Here is a 22,219-nt window from a genome sequence, read left to right on the forward strand (position 1 = left end):
TTGTAGTTTATGGATATTTTATTTGTATAGTTATTGTTTAATGATTAAATGTTTAGACTGTTAAGGTACAATATATGCTGTATAAATGTAATATTTTGTAATAGTGGTTCTGTAAATGCCATATTGTAGAAGTAAGAATGGTGTTGTTATTGTGATATTCAATTTATATGTTTGATTTTCCTGTTTCTGAATTGTGTATTAAAGTAGTTTGTGGTTTTGATGTGATATCACTAAAGTTTATATTTTTTATTGCATGATGATTTATTATGAATTGAATATCAGGTCTGTAACCTTTGTATACTAATGTGTTTTTTATTGTTATTTATTAAAGAGTTTCAAGGTGTGAAACATGTTATAGTGGTTTGTTAGTCTACATACAAGATTATAACCTGTAATATTTTATCTTGTGACAATGTAATGTTTATCTTGCCATATAATATAAATTATATTTATATAAAAATTGTCAAAAAGACAAGTATGTTAAGATGAGCTTTTAAATGTATAGAAAGTTATTGCTTATATTAAATACTTCCTATTACACAGTAATTTTGCTATGTAAGAAAATTTCTATGCTTTACTGTATAAAAATTTTTAAGTATAAGAATATGATAATACTGGCATGTAATCAGGTATAAATCTGTTATATAAAATGTGTATTTTATTATAAGGAACGAGATGAAGTAGATTTTCCATCACCAAATGATTGTGTTGTTGCTTGATCTAACTGTGTATGAAATTCACTACCTGTTTGTTGATAACCTATTTCAGATGCTGAAGTTAATATTTGCTGTGTATTGCCTGATTGCTGAGTGTCCTTTAGTTCATTGGTTGTCTCTGTTATAGGTAGTATTGCTGGTTCAGCATGAACCATTGCAGAAACGGTAATTTGATTATTTTCTGGAGTATGATCTTGAGGTTCTGTGTTGCGTCTTTGTGATTCTGGTGTTTCTTCTGTGGTATTTTCTTTGGTGTTTTCTATTGTATTTATTAGTTTATATTGTGTTAGTAATACTGGTGTACAAGTATGCCCTGGTACATTGTATTCTATAGTCGATATTTCATTTGCATCTGTTATTTTATATTGTTTTATGCTATTAAAGCTACTTCTAGTGATGAATGATAATATTCTGCGAACTGTGTTACGCAATGGAGAAAACATATTTCTTATCATGACCATCCTAGTACTGAATATCTGTGATGATATTTGTGTTGGTAACTCAAGTTTTATTTTAGGATTATTATATGTTATTGAATTGTCCGGATTCACATTAATATAGAAGTCAAATGTTCCATTTGCACTACAAACACTATCTCCTGATGTTACGTCTCTGAAATTCATGGCTTCTGTGTATTCTATTTTTAATTGTGTATCTGAGATTACTTGAATTTTAGTGTCAAAATTTTGTGCAGCTGGGAGAATGGCATTTTCAGGAAATATTCTTTGTTGTATATCTTGTCCAACATAACGCATTAGCTCTGTACATAACGAACCATGTAATGATGTTTGATTCATCATTGTTATACATTCATCTATAAGAAGTGGATGAACTCGTCTTCCAGCGATAGTATTAAATGTTGAATTAAATATTGAATGTAGTACTATACGATATTCCTCGTCTTGTAGTGGTGTTGTGTTACTTCTATTGAAATCTTCAATCAATTTATTGAAGTCAATGGATAAGTAGTTTATCAAGAGTCTGTCTCTTTGCATGTCTTTCCAGGTTTGTTCACCTGTTCTACAGACATCGTATTTTGTATTTCTAATTTTTTGGATACTAAAGCCATCTAATGCTCTCATAAATGATGGCGTAGATAACCTTTGCCATATAATTCTGAATTGACTTAACATAAGGATTCTATTAATAGTTGAAATATTTATAATACGTATAACATTTTAAGTGTAACTATTTAATAGTTAATAAATTCTATTGTAGAATTTATATAAATGATTAAGACAATTATTTGTTGTATAATATGAAGCGTTAAAAGTATTACTAGGTGATTGTATGATCTATGGTGGTACTTGCATACATGTTAATGCAGTTGTTATAGCATATTCAATTTTAGGTATTTATTGTAGTGATGGTTTAATGTTATTCTATGAGGTATGGTAGTGAATTAAATGATGTTAGTAATAACTTGAAATATTCTTTATAACTTGTACATGTTCTGCAGGTAATTCTTTAATGAACCTTGATATTTTCATTTGTTGGCGCCAGTTGTTGATATCTCGTACTGCTGCGCATGATATGAATAGTTGTTCACGTGCTCGTGTTATTCCAACATAAGCTAACCTTCTTTCTTCTTCTAGTGCTTCTCCTGTTCTGTCTTGTAAAGATTTTTCGTGTGGAAATATTCCTTCTTCCCACCCAGGTAAAAATACTATAGGGAATTCTAGGCCTTTTGCTGCGTGTAATGTCATAATATATGTGTAATTGTCATTGTAATCTAATGAATCCATTTCTGTCACAAGACTGATATGTTCTAAGAATTCTTTTACATCATTAAAACTTAATAGTGCAGAAAAAAGTTCTTTTATATTTTCTATTCTTGCCAGCCCATTTTCACCTTCATTTTCTAACATGTCTATGTACCCTGAATCGTAGGCTATCATTTTAACAGTATTTGATATTGAATCAGATAATAAGGATTCTTTCCAAGAATCAATTTTATTGAGTAAGTGATTTAAAGACCTAGAAACTTTATCAGACAATTGATTGCCTGATACTAAAAGTTTTGCAGCATTTAGAAAATATGTATTGTTTTGTTTAGCACATAAATATATTTTATTAAGAGTTGATGCTCCTATATGACGTTTAGGTTTATTAATTATTCTTTCGAAAGCAATGTCGTTGTTGGGGTTTGCTGTTATTTTTAAGTAGGCAATAATGTCTCGAATTTCTTGTCTGTCGTAAAATCTTGTGCCACCAATTATTTTGTATGGTATGTTGTACTTGATAAAATATTCCTCAAATATTCTTGTTTGGAATCCTGCTCTGACTAAAATTGCTGTTTCATTGAACTGATAATCATGTAAATTTTTAATGTACTCACATATATACTGTGCTTCTGCTTTGTTATCCCAAAATTTCATTAAATTGACTTTTTGTCCTTTCTCATTTGTTGTCCATAATTTTTTTCCTAACCGTGATTTATTGTTGTTTATTATTGCTGTAGCGACATTTAGGATATTAGATGTTGATCTATAGTTGCACTCTAGTCTTACAACTTTTGCGTTTGGGAAATCATCAGAAAATTTTAAAATATTTCCTACTTCTGCTCCACGCCAGCTATATATTGATTGATCATCATCTCCAACACAGCATAAGTTTTTATATTTCTGTGCTAATAGTCTTAACCATAGATATTGAATTGTATTGATGTCTTGATACTCATCAACCATTATGTATTTAAATTTTTCTTGATAGTAAGATAATATATCATGTTGTGTAGTAAATATTTGAATGTTATATAGTAGTAAATCTCCAAAATCAACACAATTTAAAAATTTTAGTCTTTCTTGATAGACATGATATGTACTTAATGCAACCGTATTGATAGGTTTGTATAACTCTGTTTCGGTTATATTATTTGCCGTAAGAGACCTATCTTTCCATCTTTGTATTTTATTTAATATAATTTTATGAGCATCTGATCCATATTCAGGGTGCATGTCATTGACAATATTTTTGATTACTTGTAGCTGATCATCTGTATTAATGATTGTAAAATCATTTTTTAATCCAACTGTTTCAGCATGTTGTCTTAAAATTTTTGCTGCTATTGCATGAAAAGTTCCTAGCCAAATATTATATACAGGAGTCATTTCACTAATCCTAGCAAGCATTTCATTTGCTGCTTTGTTGGTGAATGTCACTGCTAGTATTTGGCTAGGTAATGCAAAATTATTATTGATTATGTACGCTATTCTTGAGGTCACAGTTCTAGTTTTACCTGTACCTGCTCCTGCCAATATTAATATTGGACCGTTTATGTTAATAACAGCTTCTTTTTGATCTTCATTAAGTGAAGTAATGTAATCTTCCATAATGCAATAAATTCATGGTTATTTTGAGTATGTTATATTCTTTTTCTTATACAGTCAAAGTAAGATCTTAATTGTATTTATGAAAGATTTTCTAGTAATAGTAGAATGTAACAGATAGTAGACTGTAAAATGTGTTTATTGCAAAGTGATGAAATTATATATATTTTGTGTTGTCATGTAAAAGCTATATATTTATCTAAAAAATTAATACTTTTTATTAAGAATGAATTTTAGATTGATATAATTTTTTGTTTGCTACATCTTGAATTTCAACTTTGGAATTGTAAGCATATTTGTTAATACAATTGTTTAGTGTGATTGTACTTAATACTGAGTTTACCTTTTGATAAGAATTATTGGTTGTTTGTTTTATAAACAATTACTTGACCTTGATGTGCTTGAGAATTAAGATGTTTGATATATTTTTAATGTTAGTTAATAAGTATTAGATGAGTGATCTCAATAATGTCATACCGGTTTCTATAGAACAAGAATTAGAAGATTCTTACTTATCTTACGCAATGAGCGTGATAATTAGTAGGGCAATTCCTGATATAAGAGATGGATTGAAACCTGTTCATAGAAGAATTTTGTATTCTATGTATAAATCAGGTTATGATTATGGTAAGCCATATAAAAAAGCTGCACGTGTTGTTGGTGACGTGATGGGGAAATATCATCCTCATGCAGATGCAGCGATTTATGATTCGTTAGTAAGGATGGCTCAGGATTTTTCTTTATTATTACCATTGATTGATAGTCAAGGTAATTTTGGATCTATAGATGGTGATCCTCCAGCTTCTATGCGTTATACAGAAGCTAGATTGGCAAGAGCTGCACATTTTTTATTAAATGATATAGATGAAGATACTGTAGATTTTCGTCCTAATTATGATGAAAATGAAGTAGAACCTGTAGTATTACCTGCAGAATTTCCTAACATATTAGTAAATGGTGCTGGTGGTGTTGCTGTTGGTATGTCGACTAATATTCCTTCGCATAATTTGGGAGAAGTAATAGATGCTTGTATAGCATATATAGATAATCCTGAAGTTACTTTTGATGAGTTGATTAATATAGTTCGTGGTCCTGATTTTCCTACTGGTGGTACTATTTTAGGTGATGCTGGTATACGTTCTGCTTTTATGACAGGTAAGGGAACGATTATTGTTCAGGGTAAAACTCATTTAGAAGATTTGCCATCTGGTAAACAAGCTATAATTATTGATGAAATTCCTTATCAGGTCAATAAGGCAAAGCTTATTGAGCGTATCCATGAATTAGTTAAAGAAAAAAAAATAGAGGGAATATTAGATTTACGAGATGAATCTAATAAAATGGGAATCCGAGTTGCAATTGAACTAAAGAAGCAAGTATCTTATCAGGTGGTGTTGAATCAAATTTTGGGATTAACTCCACTGAGAACGACTTTCAGTATTAATACACTTGTATTAGATAATAATAAACCAAAGGTAATGTCATTATTGGACATTATATCTACATTTGTTAAATATAGAAAAGAAGTTCTAACTCGTCGTACGCAATTTAGGTTAAGGAAAGTTCGAGAAAAAGCTCACTTGTATATAGGAATGTATATTGCTGTATTAAATATTGATAAAGTGATTTCTATTATTAGGTCATCTCGTGATACAGCAGAGGCTACTAAAAGATTACTTGAATGTAAGTGGGATGCTTTAACATCTGTTAGAGAGATGATAGAACTTGTTGCTGATACTAAGAGCCTTGTGGTTGATGATGTATGTCAATTAACAGGAGTACAAGTTAAGTCAATATTGGAAATGAAGTTACAACGTCTTACGAATTTAGAAAAGGAAAAATTGGAACTTGACTTAAAGTCAATGGTGTCCATGATTAGACAATATACTGAACTTCTTAAGAACAAGGAAGCTTTGCTAAAGCTTATTAAGGATGGGTTAGTGGATGTTAAAACTAAGCTAGCTGTGCCTAGGAGAACTACTATAGATTACTCACATTTTGAAACTGATGTTGAAGATCTTGTCCCAAAGGAAGACATGGTAGTTACTGTAACTATGAGTGGTTACATTAAACGAGCTAAACTTTCAAATTATCGTGCTCAACGAAGGGGTGGGAAAGGAAGAATAGGGCAGGCTATCAAAGAAGAAGATGTAATAACTAACCTCTTTGTAGTTAATACTCATACTAGTGTACTTTTCTTTTCTAACATTGGTAGAGTATACAAATTAAAAGTTTATAAGCTTCCTTTAGGTGAACCTACATCACGTGGTAGGTCATTGGTAAATATTTTTCCACTTAGTGAAAATGAAGCAGTTACTAGTGTAATGCCTCTGCCTGATAATGTAGAAGATGCTGAAGCGTTAAATATTATGTTTGCAACTGCTTCAGGTAATTTAAGACGTAATGCACTTGCAGATTTTCAGTATGTACCTAGCAATGGTAAAATAGCTATGGTACTTGATGAAGGTGATACTTTGATATCTGTTAAAGTATGTAAAGAAGAAGATCATGTGTTGTTATCTACAAGACTAGGAAAAAGTATTAGGTTTTCTGTAAGTAATGTTCGCCAATTTAAAGGTAGAATGTCTGATGGTGTTAGAGCAATTAAATTGTCTTTGCAGGACAATGTAATTTCTATGTCAGTATTGCTAGCTATGGATATAGATTCTGAAAAGAAAGATCTATATTTAAAAGTACCTTTAGATAAGCGTATGGCTGTTAAAGAAGGAGGTGTTATTGGCACAGGAATGGTAAAAATGTTGGCTGATCTTGGGCTAGATCAAGATATTTTTATGAATATGGTGCAAAATGAACAATTTATTTTGACAGTGACTGAAAATGGCTTTGGAAAGAGAACTTCTGCGTATGAGTATCGTACTACTTTAAGGGGTGGAGTAGGTGTTGTTAATATCCTAACAACTACAAGAAATGGGAATGTAGTGGCTAGTTTCCCCGTTGAATCTAATGACCATATAATGTTAATTACGGATAAAGGTAAGTTAATCCGTATTGCTGTCAGTGATATTAGAATTATTGGTAGAAGTACCCAGGGTGTTACTTTGTTTAAAACTGAGAAACATGAGAAAGTTGTTTCTGTAGCAAAAATAATTGATGCTAAGGATAATTCTGAGATTGATGATGATGTATAAGTTATGTATGCAGATCAATGAATCAGGAGAAGATAAATTTACTATTTTCTAAATTTCAAGAGCATAATCCTCACCCAAAGATAGAGTTGAGGTACACTAATGATTTTACTTTGTTGGTAGCAATAGTTTTATCTGCCCGTACTACTGATGTTAGTGTAAATAAGATTACGGATAAATTATTTGATGTTGTTGATACTCCAAAGAAAATGTTAGATCTTGGAGAAGAGGGGCTAAAAAGTTATATAAACACAATAGGATTATATAATGCGAAATCTAAGAATATAATTGCATTAAGCGAAATTATTGTCAATCGATATAATGGTACTGTCCCTTTAGATTTTGATGCGCTCATTGAATTACCAGGTGTAGGAAGAAAGAGTGCAAATGTTTTTTTAAACACATGGTTAAAATTGTCATCTATTGCTGTTGATACTCATGTATTTAGAGTAAGTAATAGAATAGGGTTGGTAAATGAAAATAATGTATTAAAAACAGAATATGCATTGTTAAATGTCATACCAAAGAAGTGGTTATTATATGCACATCATTGGTTGGTATTACATGGGAGATATATATGTAAATCTAGGAAACCATTGTGTGATCAGTGTATCGTTAAAGATTTGTGTGAGTATGGAAATAAAAGTTGTTGTGTTTGAATGAATTGATAGTGAGAGGTATGTCAGTATTTGTTATTTTTGCCTAAAATGATTGACTGTGTACATTTATTTTCTTACAGTGATACCATCTTGGTAGTTTGTTGGACATTTTATGAGATTAAACTTAGTTAAGACTCTCTCAAAGTTGAAATGGGTATGTGTTGTTGCAGTGGTGTCATTAATAGTATTTGCTGGAATGGTTTCATGGATAAATAATCATCATGAAAAGATATCACAACACATGGGTGATATGATGTATGATGCGTTAATGAATGAAATTAGCGATGATGAAATGATAAAAATATTGAACGATGTTGCTAAAAGTGATGAGTCTAGCTACCAATATTTAGCTAAATTTAAATTAGCAAGCATGTATGGTGAAGATAAAACACAAGAAGCACAATCAATATATGCTGATTTGGCTGCTGATAAACGTCTGACTCCTGAATTAAGAGAATTGGCAGAGTATTTAGAGGTAATAGCATTGCTTAAAGGAAATAATTTGGATTTATTGAAAAACAAAATTCAACAGTTTTTATCTAAAAAATCTGAAGTTTACACATCATCCATAAAAGAAGCAATCGCGGTGTCTATGTTGAGGAATAATGATATAAGTGGTGCCATTGGAGTAATAAAGGAAATAGTAGTTAGTGCAGATTCTGAACCTATTGTATATAAAAATGCGATGGATTTGCTACAAATTTATGAAAATTAATAATTTCGGAGCTTGAAAATTATTACTGTAGTTATTACTTATTTATTTATAGTAGTTTGAGAGGGTTGATATGCAAGATGTTGTAAATTCTGAGAAATTAAAGTTTGATGCCGAGGTGGGCAAAGTATTGAAGCTTGTTATACACTCTCTTTATACTAATAAAGATATTTTTTTGAGAGAATTAATATCTAATGCTTCAGATGCGTGTGATAAGTTACGTTATGAATCTTTATCTAATCAAGACTTAATAGATGGAGATACTAATTTTAAGATTGTGATTAGTGTAGATCAGGATAAAAACAGATTGTATATATCTGATAATGGTATTGGAATGAATAGGCAAGACCTAATAGACAATTTAGGTACTATAGCACATTCTGGTACGCAAAGATTTTTGGATGCGATAAATAGTGAAACTTCTTCTCAAGGTGTTGTTGAATTAATAGGTAAGTTTGGTGTAGGATTTTATTCTGCGTTTATGGTGGCAAGTGAGGTTATAGTTGAGTCTCGTAAAGCTGGAGAATCTATAGGGTACCAGTGGAGATCTTCTGGGGATGGTGAATTTATCATTTCTCAACTAGAAGATGATCAATGTCCTCGTGGTACTAAGATTACTTTGATATTAAAACCTGAAGAATCTGAGTTTGTTGATAAATTTCGTATAGAGCATATTATTACTACATATTCTTATCATATTAATTACCCAGTTTATTTCTTAAATGATGCAGGAGAAGAAGAAAAGTTAAATAGTGATGCTGCGATTTGGACAAAGTCAAAAGATGAAATATCTGCACAAGAACATCAGAATTTTTTCCGTAGTGTAGCTCATGTTGGCGGTGAACCTTGGATGATATTGCATAATAAGAATGAAGGTGTAATAGAATATACTAATTTGTTGTATATACCATCTATTAAGCCATTTGATTTGTTTCACCCTGATAGAAAATGTTCAGTAAAGCTATACGTTAATAAGGTATTTATTACTGAAGATAATGTACAGATTATACCTCAATATTTAAGATTTCTAAAAGGTATAATAGATTCTTCAGATCTACCTTTAAATATTAGTCGTGAAACTTTACAAAATAATAAGATTATTGAGAAAATCAAACAATCCATAGTGAAGAGGGTCTTATCAGAACTTAAGAAGAAAGCTGAGAATGATATTAATGATTACAAAAAATTTTGGGAAAATTTTGGGTCAGTATTGAAAGAAGGTTTGTGTGAGTCTATGAATACTGAGTTTAGAGAAGAATTAATGTCTGCTTGTCGTTTTTATAGTACCTATAGCAATGATTCATTAATTAGTCTTGAGGATTATATTGAAAGAATGAAAGAAGGTCAGGATAATATTTATTATTTAACTGGTAATGATTTAGATTCTATCAGAAAAAGTCCTCAATTGGAAGGTTTTGTAAGTCGTGGTATAGAAGTTATATTGTTAGTTGATCCTGTTGATGATTTTTGGACAAATGTGGTGATTGATTATCAAAAAGTATCTTTAAAGTCGGTTATTAAGGCAGATGAAGATTTGGAGAAACTTGCTCATCTTGAAAAAGATGAAGAAGTTAAAGAAAGTGAAGATGAAAATTCTGATGCTAAAGAAAAGGTAGATGCATTTGTGAAATATGCAATTCAAGTGCTTGATAAATTAGTTAGTGGAGTTAGAGTTTCAAAGAAATTAACAAATAGCCCAGTATGTTTGGCTGTAGCTGATGGTTCTATGGATATTAGAATGGAGAGATTTTTAAGAGAGCAGAAGCAGCTGAATTATAAAAGTACAAAGATTTTAGAAATTAATCCTAAGCATCCTATTGTTAGTAAAATGATAGATGAATATACTAATGTCGGGGAAAATGTGATTTTAGATAACATGTTACATTTATTGTTAGGCCAAGCATGTATTCTTGAAGGAGAAGAGCTTCAAGATGTTAGTAATTTTGCTGAAAGAATGAATAATGTTTTAGTCAAGGTGTATCAATAATACTCTTTCTAGTATATAAGTTTAATGCTGAAGATTAATATTGTAGTTAACTTCTGTAATTAAGTAATCAAAGCTTGGTGGTTTTGGATGTATAGTATTCTATTTAAAGTATATCTGCTACATTATTAATAATATTACTAGGGTGAGGTGAAATATTAGTAAGCTTTAGTCTTATGTGTATTGTGTTTTTAAACTTATATTACTTATGAAGTATTGTATAGTTTCACCTAGTGGTGCGTAATATTAAGCTGCTAGTAACTTAATATTATCATGAAGAAGATGGTGAATGGGCAGTTATTAAGTGGTTGTGGTATTTATTTAGTATTGAAATATTATTCGGTGGGTCAAATAAAAAATTTCTAACTCAATGTTGCACATTATTTTTCAGGATTTGAGTAACATTACTAACATTGAAGTAATGTTAAATTATGTATTATGAGTAAAGCTTATATTATTGGATGTGTGAGCTTTAGAAATTTCTAACTTAGTATTGCGCATTGTTTTTCAGAATTTGAGTAGCATTGCTAAGCCGTGTGTTATATTCACTTGAACTTATTTATTGAAAAGGAATAATAGTTTCATTAAAGGATACATGTTGATGTTATTACTGGGATTATATGTCAGGATATTAATAAAAAGGTTTAATGTTAAATTGTGCTGATTTACGTGCATGCAATTATTTCACATAGTGTGTAGAGCTTTCAATAGCGTATTGTTGTTGTTGATCAATTTAGATGAGTGTGCTGTGTTAAATAAGAGAAAGCTAGAAGAAATGTGATAGTTTTGATTAAAAGCCATAGTGTTTTGGACAAAGATCATTATAAATATGTTATTGTTTAGTAAGTAGATAAGCATATTAACACTACAGAAATTTTATGTTAGCTTACATGTTGCATTTTGTTAAATATATGTTGGTGAACTGTAAAAAACTAGGTGGGATGTGGTAATTTTGCTAAACAATGAGTAGTGATGTAGTTAATATTTGCAAATAATTGGTTAGTATTTATATAATATTTAGTAAACTGATGTTTTTTTCTTTATTTACAATTACTTAATTTTGATGATGATAACTTATCGTTGTATAAAAACCACTTGCAATCAATTAAAGAAATGTATAAAATTGAGATATGTGTGTAGTTAAACTAGTTTGTGTCTAAATTAGGCGGAGGCCCTGCCTTACTTTTGTAAGATAAAGTGTGTGTTACCTAATGGTTATGCATTGATAGTAAGGTAGGACCGTATTTATTAATCTTCTTAATTAATATAATAGGATTATAATTAAAAAATAATAAATAGTCAATAATAATTATTTATTATTTTAATATAAAATTATCTTATTCATATTTTATTTAATTATTTTTTTAATCAGTTAATAGTTTACTTAATAAAATCTCTATTTTCTTTTACTTATCATTAAAAAATTAATAACCCAATGACACCATATGTTAATTAATATTAAAAGCTGAGTTGAAAATAGTTATTGATCTTGAAAAACCTTATCAAATATCATATCTATGTGTTGTGTGTAGTAGCTAAAGTTGAACAAATCTTCTAAGTTTTTACTATTTATGTATTTTAATACTTGTGTGTCTCTTTTAAGTTCATCTAGGAAATTAGAATTGTTATTCCATGTTTTTAGTGCTCTTTCTTGAATTATTTTATAAGCTGTTTCTCTATTTAGTCCTTGTTTCACTAGTTCAAGCAATACTCTTTGCGAAAATACCAGACCTTTGGATTGTTTTAGGTTTTTGTCCATATTATTAGGGTATGTAATCATATTATTCAGTAAATCTGCTAACCTTGCTAGTGCAAAATCTGCTATTATACAAGCGTCTGGTGCAATACATCTTTCTACTGAAGAATGTGATATATCTCTTTCATGCCATAGGGCAACATTTTCTAATGCTGGTGCTACATAACTGCGTATCATTCTAGCAAGACCTGTTAGGTTTTCACTTAATATAGGGTTTTTTTTGTGAGGCATTGCAGAACTTCCTTTTTGCCCACTTGAAAAATATTCTGTTACTTCTAGCGTTTCTGTTTTTTGTAGGTGCCGAATTTCTATTGCTATATTTTCTATAGAAGATGCAATAACTCCTAAAGTTGCAAAAAACATTGCGTGACGGTCTCTTGGTATTACTTGTGAAGATATAGATTCTGATTTAAGGTTTAATGCGTTTGCTACGTAATTTTCAACGAATGGATCAATGTTGGCAAAATTGCCCATAGCTCCTGAGATCTTACATACTGATATTTCATCTTGAGCTATTTTTAATCTGTTATAATTACGTTTAAATTCTGCATAAAATCTTGCAAGTTTTAAACCAAATGTTATTGGTTCTGCGTGTACACCGTGACTACGTCCCATACACAGCATATATTTTGTTTCTATGGATTTTTGCTTTAGAATACTTAGTATAACTTCTATATTATGTAATAGTAACTCACAAGATTGTTTTAATTGTACAGATAAACATGTATCTACTACGTCAGAACTTGTCATTCCATAGTGTAGATATCTTATGTCTGAGTTAGTAGATTCTGCTATGTACGTTAAAAACGCTATAACATCGTGTTTTACTACTGCTTCTATTTCATTTATGCGATTAATATCAAAATGTTCAGTTTTATTTTTTAGATTATCAAGTATATAGCTAGGTATTGTACCTAATTTTACTTGTGCTTCACATGCGTAATATTCTATATCCATCCATATTTTAAACTTATTGTTGTCTTCCCAGATTGATGACATTTTAGGTCTGCTGTAACGTTTGATCATTTTTTTTATCTCCAAGATTTCAATTTTTTATCGTAAGTACTTAAATATTATTTTTTGTGATAGATATACAAGCACTTGGTAATATTTTATGATTATATGGTATATCAGTTTGTATTTTTAGTGCATTATTTTTTATTTTGTAATTGTTGATGTTTAGGCATTCTTTTAGTGATGTGTTTTTACGATAATTATTGGTATACTATGAAAAAAAGATTGTTATAATTTTCTTGCACTGTAATGGTTATTATCTTATCATCTTAAGCTCAAGTGATCATATACTGTGCGGGAGTAGCTCAGTTGGTAGAGCATTACCTTGCCAAGGTAAAGGCCGAGGGTTCGAACCCCTTCTCCCGCTCCATACGTAAGTGTTTTTAAATTATTTGTTCTACTGTTGAGGTGTTGTATTATAATAAAAAATTACAATGAAATTTGGTAATGTATTACTGAAATGCAGATCTTTTGTTTTTTTTATTAGTTAATAGAAGTTTTAAATTTTTTAATAAGTAATACTGATACAACAAAGTAAAAAGTATATTATAATTAAGTGCATTAAAGCTTTTATATATCAGTTTCTTTAAGTGTTATATAAAATTATATAAAAAACTACATGGTGGCTACAATTCTAACATTTTATACTATTTTATGCTGTTGAGCATGTTTTTCACTAATGTTGCTGTGCAAGTAAAACATTTGGATATTAGGCCTATATTCCGTTCGGATGACTACTTGTTGTGATATAAGATACAGGGAAGTAAAAGAGCACAATCAGTATACTAATGCGGGTTGTGTGAAATCTGTATTTTTATGCTGTTGAGGATGGTTTTCACTAATGTTGCTGGTAAGTGCAAGTAAAACATTTGGACATTAGGTCTATATTCCGTTTGAATGACTACTTGTTGTTATATAAACAGGAAAGTAAAAGAGCACCATTATACTACAAGGCAATGTATGTTTGTGTGAAACCTGTATTTTTATGCTGTTGAGCATGTTTTTCACTAATGTTGCTGTGCAAGTAAAACATTTGGACATTAGGCCTATATTCCATTCGAATGACTATTTATTGTGATATAAGATACAGGGAAGTAAAGGAGCACTATCAGTATACTAATGCAGGTTGTGTGAAACCTGCATTTACCTTTATACTATTACAGATATGTCAAGTTTTTTATTGTTTTGGTTGTTGCATATGACTTTGATCGAAAGCGCTTGCAACTGTATGTGTAATACTTGTACTTGGATCAGCATCATCTTCTGTAGCCCCACCGGTGCTACCAGTACTTTGTTGTATAAATATAGGAGGTACAGCATGAACGCTCTCAGTACTGCCACGGTCTCTCCTAGATGTTAATGTTATGTTATTTGAGTCATGTGTAGCTACTTGTGTACTGTGATGCATGGATGGTTGTTGTCTATGCTGTTGCCCCCGTGTGTACTCCAAATATTCTATTCTTGATCTATGCTGTAAGATATTGTCATAGTACTCTGTAGCAGCAGTAACACTTTGTGTTGTTCTTGTTCTGTGCGTGCGACGATATGCGTCTGTTGAGAATTGCTGCTGTTGTTCCAGTGCGTCTAAATCTGCTTGTGCAAACTCAAGAAACCTACGTAACCTAGGTGTTGGGGCAGGTACTTGTGGTTGTGGTGGTGTTGGCGTTGTAAACGTTTCATCTTCATTTTGAAAATGATCTGTACTTTGTGTATGACTCAATAATGTTACATTTTTTTCTTCAGGTTTTTGCGATTTTTTCTGTTTGCTTTTTTGTTGAGTTTGTGAAACATCTTCTTGAGTATATATTGAGTCTTTTTGTTTTTTATGTATTGGTTTACGTGTTTTCCTTTTTTCTGGTGTTGATTTGAAATCTTGATGACCTTGATGAAGAAGAATGTGTTGATGCAAATGTTTATGAGTTTGATCTACATCTTGACTTGTGGGTTGATGTGATTTGTGATATTTTACACCTACCAATCTTACTCCTTCTTCGGAGTCGTCAAGCAGCATTTCTTTTGCTAGTAGCTTTTTTGGTGCATGTTTATGTACATATACCTCTTCTTCTTCTTCTTCTTGATTTTCACGTTGCTGTTGAGCGTCATAATGATCTTCTGCTAAAATCATACTTAGTGGTATGAGGGTTCGTGTATGGGTAAATCTTCTTTGGAGTTCTGGAGCAAACAATGCCATTGCTCCTCTATTTTCAACAGCGTTTTGTGTTATATCTTCAATTGCAGCTAGGTGTTCTTCTATTGTATTAACCTCAGTAAGTATTCGTGATGACAATGTATCAACATTTGCAGTTGCGAGTACATCTATTCCTGTGAGTAGATTCATATAAATTAATCTATCTCCTACAGTATCATAGAGTGGTAGTAATGGTGTTGCCAATAATATTCTACTCAAGTTTAAGAGTACTAAGTTTTCAAAATCTGGATGGTAAAGCATGTTACCATGCATTCTATTCTGTACTAGTGGTCTTAATACTGAAGCAGTTCTCAGGAATTTTGTAAAGAGTGAGAATGCAATTTTTTTGTGCTGAAAATATGCTGTATCAAAATATTCACAAAAAATTATAATAGCGGCAGTTAAAAAAGAAACTCTAGAATATGGATTAAAATTTGCCTCATTACGATAACTGAACCTATTTAAAGTATTGTGTACACGTGAAAACTTCATAGGTTCTTCTATTGCTGTGCATGGTGAAAAGAATCTAAAAATGCTCCATTTAAAAAATGCGTCTTTGTACGGATGAAGTATACAGTCAGCAGGTTGCAGAGCAACATTACTAAACCAGCGGAACAGTACTATACTTGAGAATTGAAGATTCTCTCTTGCTTCTTCTGGTGTTGGAACATAGTTTTCAAGATAATTAAGCATGAAACATCTTTTATGTGCACCAATAATTGTAGGAGGTAATGCACAAGCTAATTGTATGAAAGCTAAAAGAGTTGTTATGTAGGAAGGAAAACCATTAAATATGCCTGCATATTCTGGAAAATATTCAGAAGAGTGCTGAGGTGCGAAAACTGTTATATTTATATTTGTGTTGTTGAAATTTAATGTGTTGTTGCAATTTAGAGTATTTGATGTGTTGGTGTGATTTAGATAATTTAATGTGTTGTTGTAATTTAGATGATTTAATGTGTTGTTGTAATTTAGATGATTTAATGTGTTGTTGTATGTTACATTTCTATTTAAATGGAGAGTGATATTACTATTACATAGACTATTATTCAGTGCACCTTCTACATCTAATATTAGTCTATTAAAAGCGAACTCACTAAAAACACGTGTATCGAAAGTTGATAGTACGCCGACAACATATGCTGGTGCCAGAAATCCAAGACGTGCGGAGAAATATAAGGCTATTGCAAGGATTCTATAACGATATGGATGTGCTGTAGCATATGCTGCGTTTGCTTGAGATACAATTCTTTCTCTGTACTCATATGATGCAGCTGTTACTGATAATCTAATACCTGTCCTGGCTTCTACTTCAATCTGTACACCATGATCTACAAATGATTCAGGGTTGTACATTCTGCGAATAGTATGTGCTAGCCCTCTCATGAGTATTGTTTCCATGCAAAGTACTGTGTCTGTACTCAACACAATTCTTGCTTCTTCTGCTAGTCTTTCGAGATTAAAATTCTCTTGTCTTATTAAACGAGATACAAACCTTTCGTAACATCCAATGTTGCTTGGATCAAAAGTCCTTGAGAATTGTGGACGTAACGTTAATATGCTTAGAATATCGGACAAAGTACCTATTGCTTCGCCAGTTTCAAGCATTTGGTTTGATATATGTTCTACTAACTTGTAATAAAGTGTGAATAAATGGCGTACTCCTTGTTCTTCTAGTGTATTGTGATAATCAATTTCAATTGCTTCTAGTGCTGCCGCAAAGTCCTCAAATGTTATTGACTTTAAAATTACTTGTGCGGTAGTTTTTTCAGTAATAATGCAACAACTTTCATGTGAGGTATTTTTCCTGTTAAATGCAAGAAACCTTATCTGATCTATACAATATCTAAATGGACTGTGTCGAAGAGTTCGAAATGTGGCCCGATACTGTCTTATGAGTTTAAGTAGTGCCTCGTAAAATTTTTGTTGATTGTTAGTAAGTAGTTTTTTGTTTCTCATGTTTATTCTTTAATTAGTTGACCATTTAATTTGTAGTGCACATACATTCAGCAATGAATTATGTAAGTTACAAAAGGTACAAGCGTAGTGCTAATATACTTTTGATTTAGCAGATACTATGTTATGTTTGAATAAAGTAATGTATAAAACTCAACTTTTTTCACTTAGGCCTATTGCAAGAAAGAAGTTTTTAGAATGTTACTGGACCACTACTCTACTACATACCATTAGTCAAAATACCTGCAAATAACTAGCTTAGCATTTCAACACTAAGTTATTAAAGAAAGCGCCACGTTAACATGTTTAGTATTTTTACTCATTAAATTATAAGCTCACATATTATATCTCAGTGATATTATTGTAGTCAATATTATTTTTATTATGGCATAAGAAGCAGTTGTGTTAATTCAACATGGTATGGTGTTAGTGGCTTTTATATTATTTATATGATATATCATTTTATGTGATGTTATGTGTTGTGGTTGTTTGAAATAAGTGAATATTAATATATTGTGCTAGTGTAAAGATTACTATTTAACAATGATATGTGATTCTGTTTAATTGTTTTTAGTTGAACTTGTTATAATATTATGTTATATTAAGTATAACTAGCTTAGCATTTTTATTTTTTAAGGTGTGTGGTTTTAATAATTGGTGGTATGGGTAAGTATTATGTAAGTTATAATTAACTTTATGTAATGTTGAATATTTCGCCTGATGTGATGCATATTGTTTTATCTTCTTGTTGCATTATCATGTTGCCCTTCATGTCTATTGTCACAAATTTCCCTGTGTAAGTGTTGTTGTAGCTTTTGACGGTAATTTTGCTATTTAAATGGCATGTTTGTTTAAGCCATAGATTTTTTATCTTTGTAAATCCATAATTAATGTAGTACTTTCTCAAGTTGTTAAAATGATTAATTACTTTTTCTAGCAATTCTAAATTAGATAAAGTAAAGTTTATATTGTGTTGTTTAATTGTTGTTGCATATTCTGGTGCTTTATACATATTAATTCCTATGCCCACTACTACCCACTTTTGTGGTACATTGTTTAGTGTTTTACTTTCTAATAATATCCCTGATATTTTCTTACTATTTATTAGTATATCATTGGGCCATTTATATTGTACTTTTGAAATTTCTTTATCTCCTAGTACTTCTTCAAGTGTTTTTCCAACAGATAATGCTGCAATAAATGTTATAGGAAATATTTCTGCAAATTTTGTGATGATAATACTGAAGTATAAATTGCCTTTGGGAGAGTGCCATATGCGTTCATATCTGCCTCGTCCTTTAATTTGTTCATCAGACATAATTATTGTACCATCTTCAGCTCCACATTCTGCAAGTTTAATTGCTTCGTAGTTTGTGCTATATAAAATTTTATGATGTTCTAAGGAATATCCATTTGGTAAGTTAATATTTGACTTCATATTGTAAAAGTTCTAGTACATTATAAACTTTGTGTTCAAGTATATAGTTAATAACATTATGTGTCGTGAATTTTATTGCCTAAATTGTAGAAAAAACATTTTGGCTTAATATTTAAGGATGTACGGTAATATTGAATAGAGGAATAACAACCCTGTACTAAACTCTGATGTCTTTTAAATTTGCTTAGTTCATTAACTAAAGAAATAATGTGTAGCTTCAGAAATCTAGTTTATTATAATGTACTGGAGGAGTCATTCCAATTACTTTATCGTTTAGTATATCACTAAATGATGGTTTGGATTTTATTACAGAGTACCATTCTTTTAATGTAGCTGTTAAATGCCATGGAAAAATATTCATGAAATCTAGTACTGATATGTGAGCAGCTAATGTTATATCTGCTAGTGTAAATTCATTACAAGCAATCCAACTACTAGCATTAAGTAACCGTTCTATGTATCTAACATGCGGAAGTAAATTTTGTCTTGCAGCTTGAATAAATCTAGAATCTGGACTTGCATTTTTTATATAATACTTTGATATTTTCTCATTTATTATGTATCTTGTAATTTCATGATAAAACTTATAATCAATCCAATATATTAATTTACGTACTATTGACCTTGTATATAGTGAATTTCCAAGTAGTGATGCACTGTCATATAATTCTTCAATATATTCACAAATTGCTTGACTATCTGCTATTACATGTTGTCCACTTATTAATACAGGAACCTGGCATACAGGATTGATCTTTATGAATCCTTCACGCTTTTTCCAAGGATTTTCTTCTATTTGGTGGAAATTAAATTTCTTTTCTTTAAGAAAGATACGTACTTTTCTAGAGAATGGGCAAAGTGGAAAATGGTATAGTGTATCCATAGTAAGTTGCATGTATACAAGTGGTTTAATTTATAACAGACTTAGTAATCTCATGCAATGTAATATTTAAACTTCATTATTTGTAAAATTAAATATGAAATTTTTTTGTATATTACTCAATAATTACAGTTATTTTCTTTTGGATATGTTGATTTTCTTATTACTTATAGAGTTTAATGTAATGTTCTTTATGATTTTACTACAGTGCTTTGTAGGAATACTTAAATTGTATAATTGAAAAGTTGACTATTCAATTAAATAAAGATCTAAAATAGAATAAGTTTTATTTTTATAGTTGATATTTTACAATTATTTTATATATGTTGATCTTTTTTATTGTATGCAGAGTTTAGTTTAAGTTATTTATATTTTACTTGATAGGAATTCTTAAACAGTGTTGTTAGAAGGTTTATATGAATTGCATACTCAAACCTGAGCAAGTTTTTTGTATTTATGCTAGATATTAGAGTGTTTTGGGTGTATTAGTTTTTTATTGTGTGTAGTTTAGTGTAAAATTATTTGTGATTCTACTATACTTATCTAATTTTGGTAAGTGTTTTCAAGAAAGTTTGACCAAGCACTTATTATTTTGTTTTCCAGAAATTAATTATCTGAATGGCTTGTTGATTGTAATAGTCTTGTAAAATCTGATTTAGTATGATTACCTTTTCTTGTGGAATACATACATCTTTACAGACTGCATACCTGATACGTAAAGTGGTATTTAATTCTTTACTGTCTTTAAATACTAATGATATGGGGAATACTACAAGGTCCTTATAAATATTGCTATGAAATGTATTGTTGTTTACAGTATCTGTATGTTGTAATGGCTTAGGCCAATGTATGTCTACTTTTTTAAATATATCATCTTGCCACTGAAAGACTGTTGGTAACCCAAGATCTCCTGGTGTATGATAGTAGATATGCCAGCCATTTTGTATTGTGACTTTAATCGCTGCTTCAATTGTCTTATTTTTCATATCTAAGGATCCTATAAATAAATTCATATTTACTGGATGTGTAACATTTGTTGCGTAACACTCATTTGTTATGAATAATGTTATTAGAATTGTTAGGATGAATTTTAACATGATACTCCTAAACTATTGACCTATAACAAGCAGCCTATACTGTTTTCTTTAGTATACATGTATTATGGTATAAAATCATTAATTTTGTTTATTGTCATTTTTTAATATTAATTGATTGTAAGCACCAAAGGGATTTTTGTATTTGTAAAGGATGTTTAATATAATTGCTTTTGTATTACTTGCATAGCGTGGAAAAAAAGATTAACATCTAAATGAAGTACTTGGCATTTATTTTGTGAAATGTGCTCATGGATTACATGAGTTGCAGTCACATAATTCACTATATGGCATTAGCTTGTTAAAGGTCTATTGATGGTAGGTTTACGATTAGAAAATGTCTTTTACAAATATAAAAAAGGTCAATTTTTATTAAATGACATTAATATAAATTGTAAGCAAGGTGAAGTTGTTTGTCTTCTTGGTCCTTCTGGATGTGGTAAATCTACAATCCTAAAACTAATTGCTGGGTTGGAAGATTTACAATATGGGTCTATATGTATAAATGATAAGGTTGTAGTTGACAGTAATTTCTGTATGCCTACTGAAAAACGTAATGTTGGCTTAATATTTCAACATCCTTCTCTATTTCCACATCAGACTGTTATTGAAAATGTAATGTTTGCTGTTAAAGATTCTTCAAAAACACAAAAGTTTAATATTGCATTGAATGTATTACAGTCTATTAACATGGTTGCATATAAAGATATGTATCCTGATATGCTTTCTGGAGGACAACAGCAGTTAATTACTATTGCTAGAGTGATTGCTCAAAAACCAGAGGTGATATTATTGGATGAGCCATTTTCTAGCCTTGATACAGCATTACGAATTAATATTAGAAGGCATGTATTGTCATTATTGAAGTCTAAAAAAATCACTGTATTGCTTGTTACTCATGATCCAGAGGAAGCACTTGAAGTTGCTGATACAGTATATATTATGCGTGATGGATATATAATTCAGCATGGTACGCCATATGAAATATATTATAACCCTAAGGATCATATGTTAGCGCAATTTTTTGGTGAGATTAATCATTTTGTTTGTACAGTAAAAGATTATTGTATAGAATTACCAATAGGGAAAATACCAGCGCAATCTTTCGCTAATGGGGAAGAAGTAGTAGTTTGTATAAGACCTGAGGCAATAATTTCTCATTCGAATAATGGGATAAAAGCTGTAGTAAAGCAGATAAAATTTTTTAATAATATGGTCTGTGTTTGTGTAGGTGATTGTTTATATTGGATGAGATTTGCTAATGTAGTTTTACCACAGATTGGTGATACTATATTTATCTTGCTTGACTTAAATAAAATTTTATTATTTAAGGTATAGTTTTATATT

Annotated in this window: 12 protein-coding genes and 1 tRNA gene; 6 read left to right on the top strand and 7 right to left on the bottom strand. The window is 30.4% G+C overall.

What is annotated here, in order from left to right; all coding sequences use genetic code 11:
* Window positions 1-661 precede the first annotated feature (661 nt).
* Window positions 662-1,849 carry a hypothetical protein gene (locus DRF75_RS01210; protein ID WP_129992521.1) on the bottom strand — a complete coding sequence of 396 codons (1,188 nt, stop codon included), beginning with the start codon at window positions 1,847-1,849 and terminating at the stop codon, window positions 662-664.
* 279 nt (window positions 1,850-2,128) lie between these two features.
* Entirely contained in the window at window positions 2,129-4,048 is a 1,920-nt protein-coding gene (locus DRF75_RS01215) for an ATP-dependent helicase (protein ID WP_129992522.1), read from the bottom strand.
* Between the two features lie 449 nt (window positions 4,049-4,497).
* On the opposite strand from DRF75_RS01215, the gene gyrA reads away from it, so the two are divergent.
* From gyrA to htpG, 4 genes are all read left to right on the top strand, one after another.
* Window positions 4,498-7,194: a DNA topoisomerase (ATP-hydrolyzing) subunit A gene (gyrA, locus tag DRF75_RS01220; protein ID WP_045170769.1), complete on the top strand. Its 2,697-nt coding sequence runs from the start codon at window positions 4,498-4,500 to the stop codon at window positions 7,192-7,194.
* 17 nt (window positions 7,195-7,211) lie between these two features.
* Window positions 7,212-7,850 (top strand): endonuclease III, encoded by a 639-nt coding sequence (gene nth / locus DRF75_RS01225; protein WP_045170770.1) that lies wholly within the window; start codon window positions 7,212-7,214, stop codon window positions 7,848-7,850.
* A gap of 112 nt (window positions 7,851-7,962) precedes the next feature.
* Window positions 7,963-8,565, top strand: coding sequence for a hypothetical protein (locus tag DRF75_RS01230; RefSeq protein ID WP_045170771.1), 603 nt, complete (start codon window positions 7,963-7,965; stop codon window positions 8,563-8,565).
* A 70-nt stretch (window positions 8,566-8,635) separates the two neighbouring features.
* Entirely contained in the window at window positions 8,636-10,549 is a 1,914-nt protein-coding gene (gene htpG / locus DRF75_RS01235; protein ID WP_129992523.1) for a molecular chaperone HtpG, read from the top strand.
* 1,477 nt (window positions 10,550-12,026) lie between these two features.
* Here the strand turns inward: htpG and purB are convergent.
* Window positions 12,027-13,328, bottom strand: coding sequence for an adenylosuccinate lyase (purB, locus tag DRF75_RS01240; protein ID WP_045170590.1), 1,302 nt, complete (start codon window positions 13,326-13,328; stop codon window positions 12,027-12,029).
* A 282-nt stretch (window positions 13,329-13,610) separates the two neighbouring features.
* Between purB and DRF75_RS01245 the strand changes: the two genes are divergently transcribed.
* Window positions 13,611-13,686 (top strand) — tRNA-Gly (locus tag DRF75_RS01245).
* A gap of 807 nt (window positions 13,687-14,493) precedes the next feature.
* On the opposite strand, the gene cpg1 is transcribed toward DRF75_RS01245, so the two are convergent.
* The 4 genes from cpg1 to DRF75_RS01265 form a co-directional block, all read right to left on the bottom strand.
* Window positions 14,494-17,463: a Cpg1 family polymorphic protein gene (gene cpg1 / locus DRF75_RS01250; protein WP_129992524.1), complete on the bottom strand. Its 2,970-nt coding sequence runs from the start codon at window positions 17,461-17,463 to the stop codon at window positions 14,494-14,496.
* 691 nt (window positions 17,464-18,154) lie between these two features.
* Window positions 18,155-18,898, bottom strand: a complete 744-nt coding sequence (locus DRF75_RS01255) for a biotin--[acetyl-CoA-carboxylase] ligase (protein ID WP_129992525.1) — start codon at window positions 18,896-18,898, stop codon at window positions 18,155-18,157.
* Between the two features lie 217 nt (window positions 18,899-19,115).
* A complete protein-coding gene (locus DRF75_RS01260; RefSeq protein WP_045170607.1) occupies window positions 19,116-19,781 on the bottom strand; it encodes a glutathione S-transferase family protein in 666 nt (221 codons plus the stop codon).
* A gap of 584 nt (window positions 19,782-20,365) precedes the next feature.
* Window positions 20,366-20,875, bottom strand: a complete 510-nt coding sequence (locus DRF75_RS01265) for a protein-disulfide reductase DsbD domain-containing protein (protein ID WP_045170596.1) — start codon at window positions 20,873-20,875, stop codon at window positions 20,366-20,368.
* Window positions 20,876-21,187: 312 nt separating this feature from the next.
* Here DRF75_RS01265 and DRF75_RS01270 point away from each other — a divergent pair, with 312 nt between their 5' ends.
* Window positions 21,188-22,210 (top strand): ABC transporter ATP-binding protein, encoded by a 1,023-nt coding sequence (locus DRF75_RS01270; RefSeq protein WP_129992526.1) that lies wholly within the window; start codon window positions 21,188-21,190, stop codon window positions 22,208-22,210.
* Window positions 22,211-22,219: the final 9 nt, after the last annotated feature.

This window comes from Ehrlichia minasensis, from assembly GCF_004181775.1.
Taxonomy (GTDB): Bacteria; Pseudomonadota; Alphaproteobacteria; order Rickettsiales; family Anaplasmataceae; genus Ehrlichia; species Ehrlichia minasensis.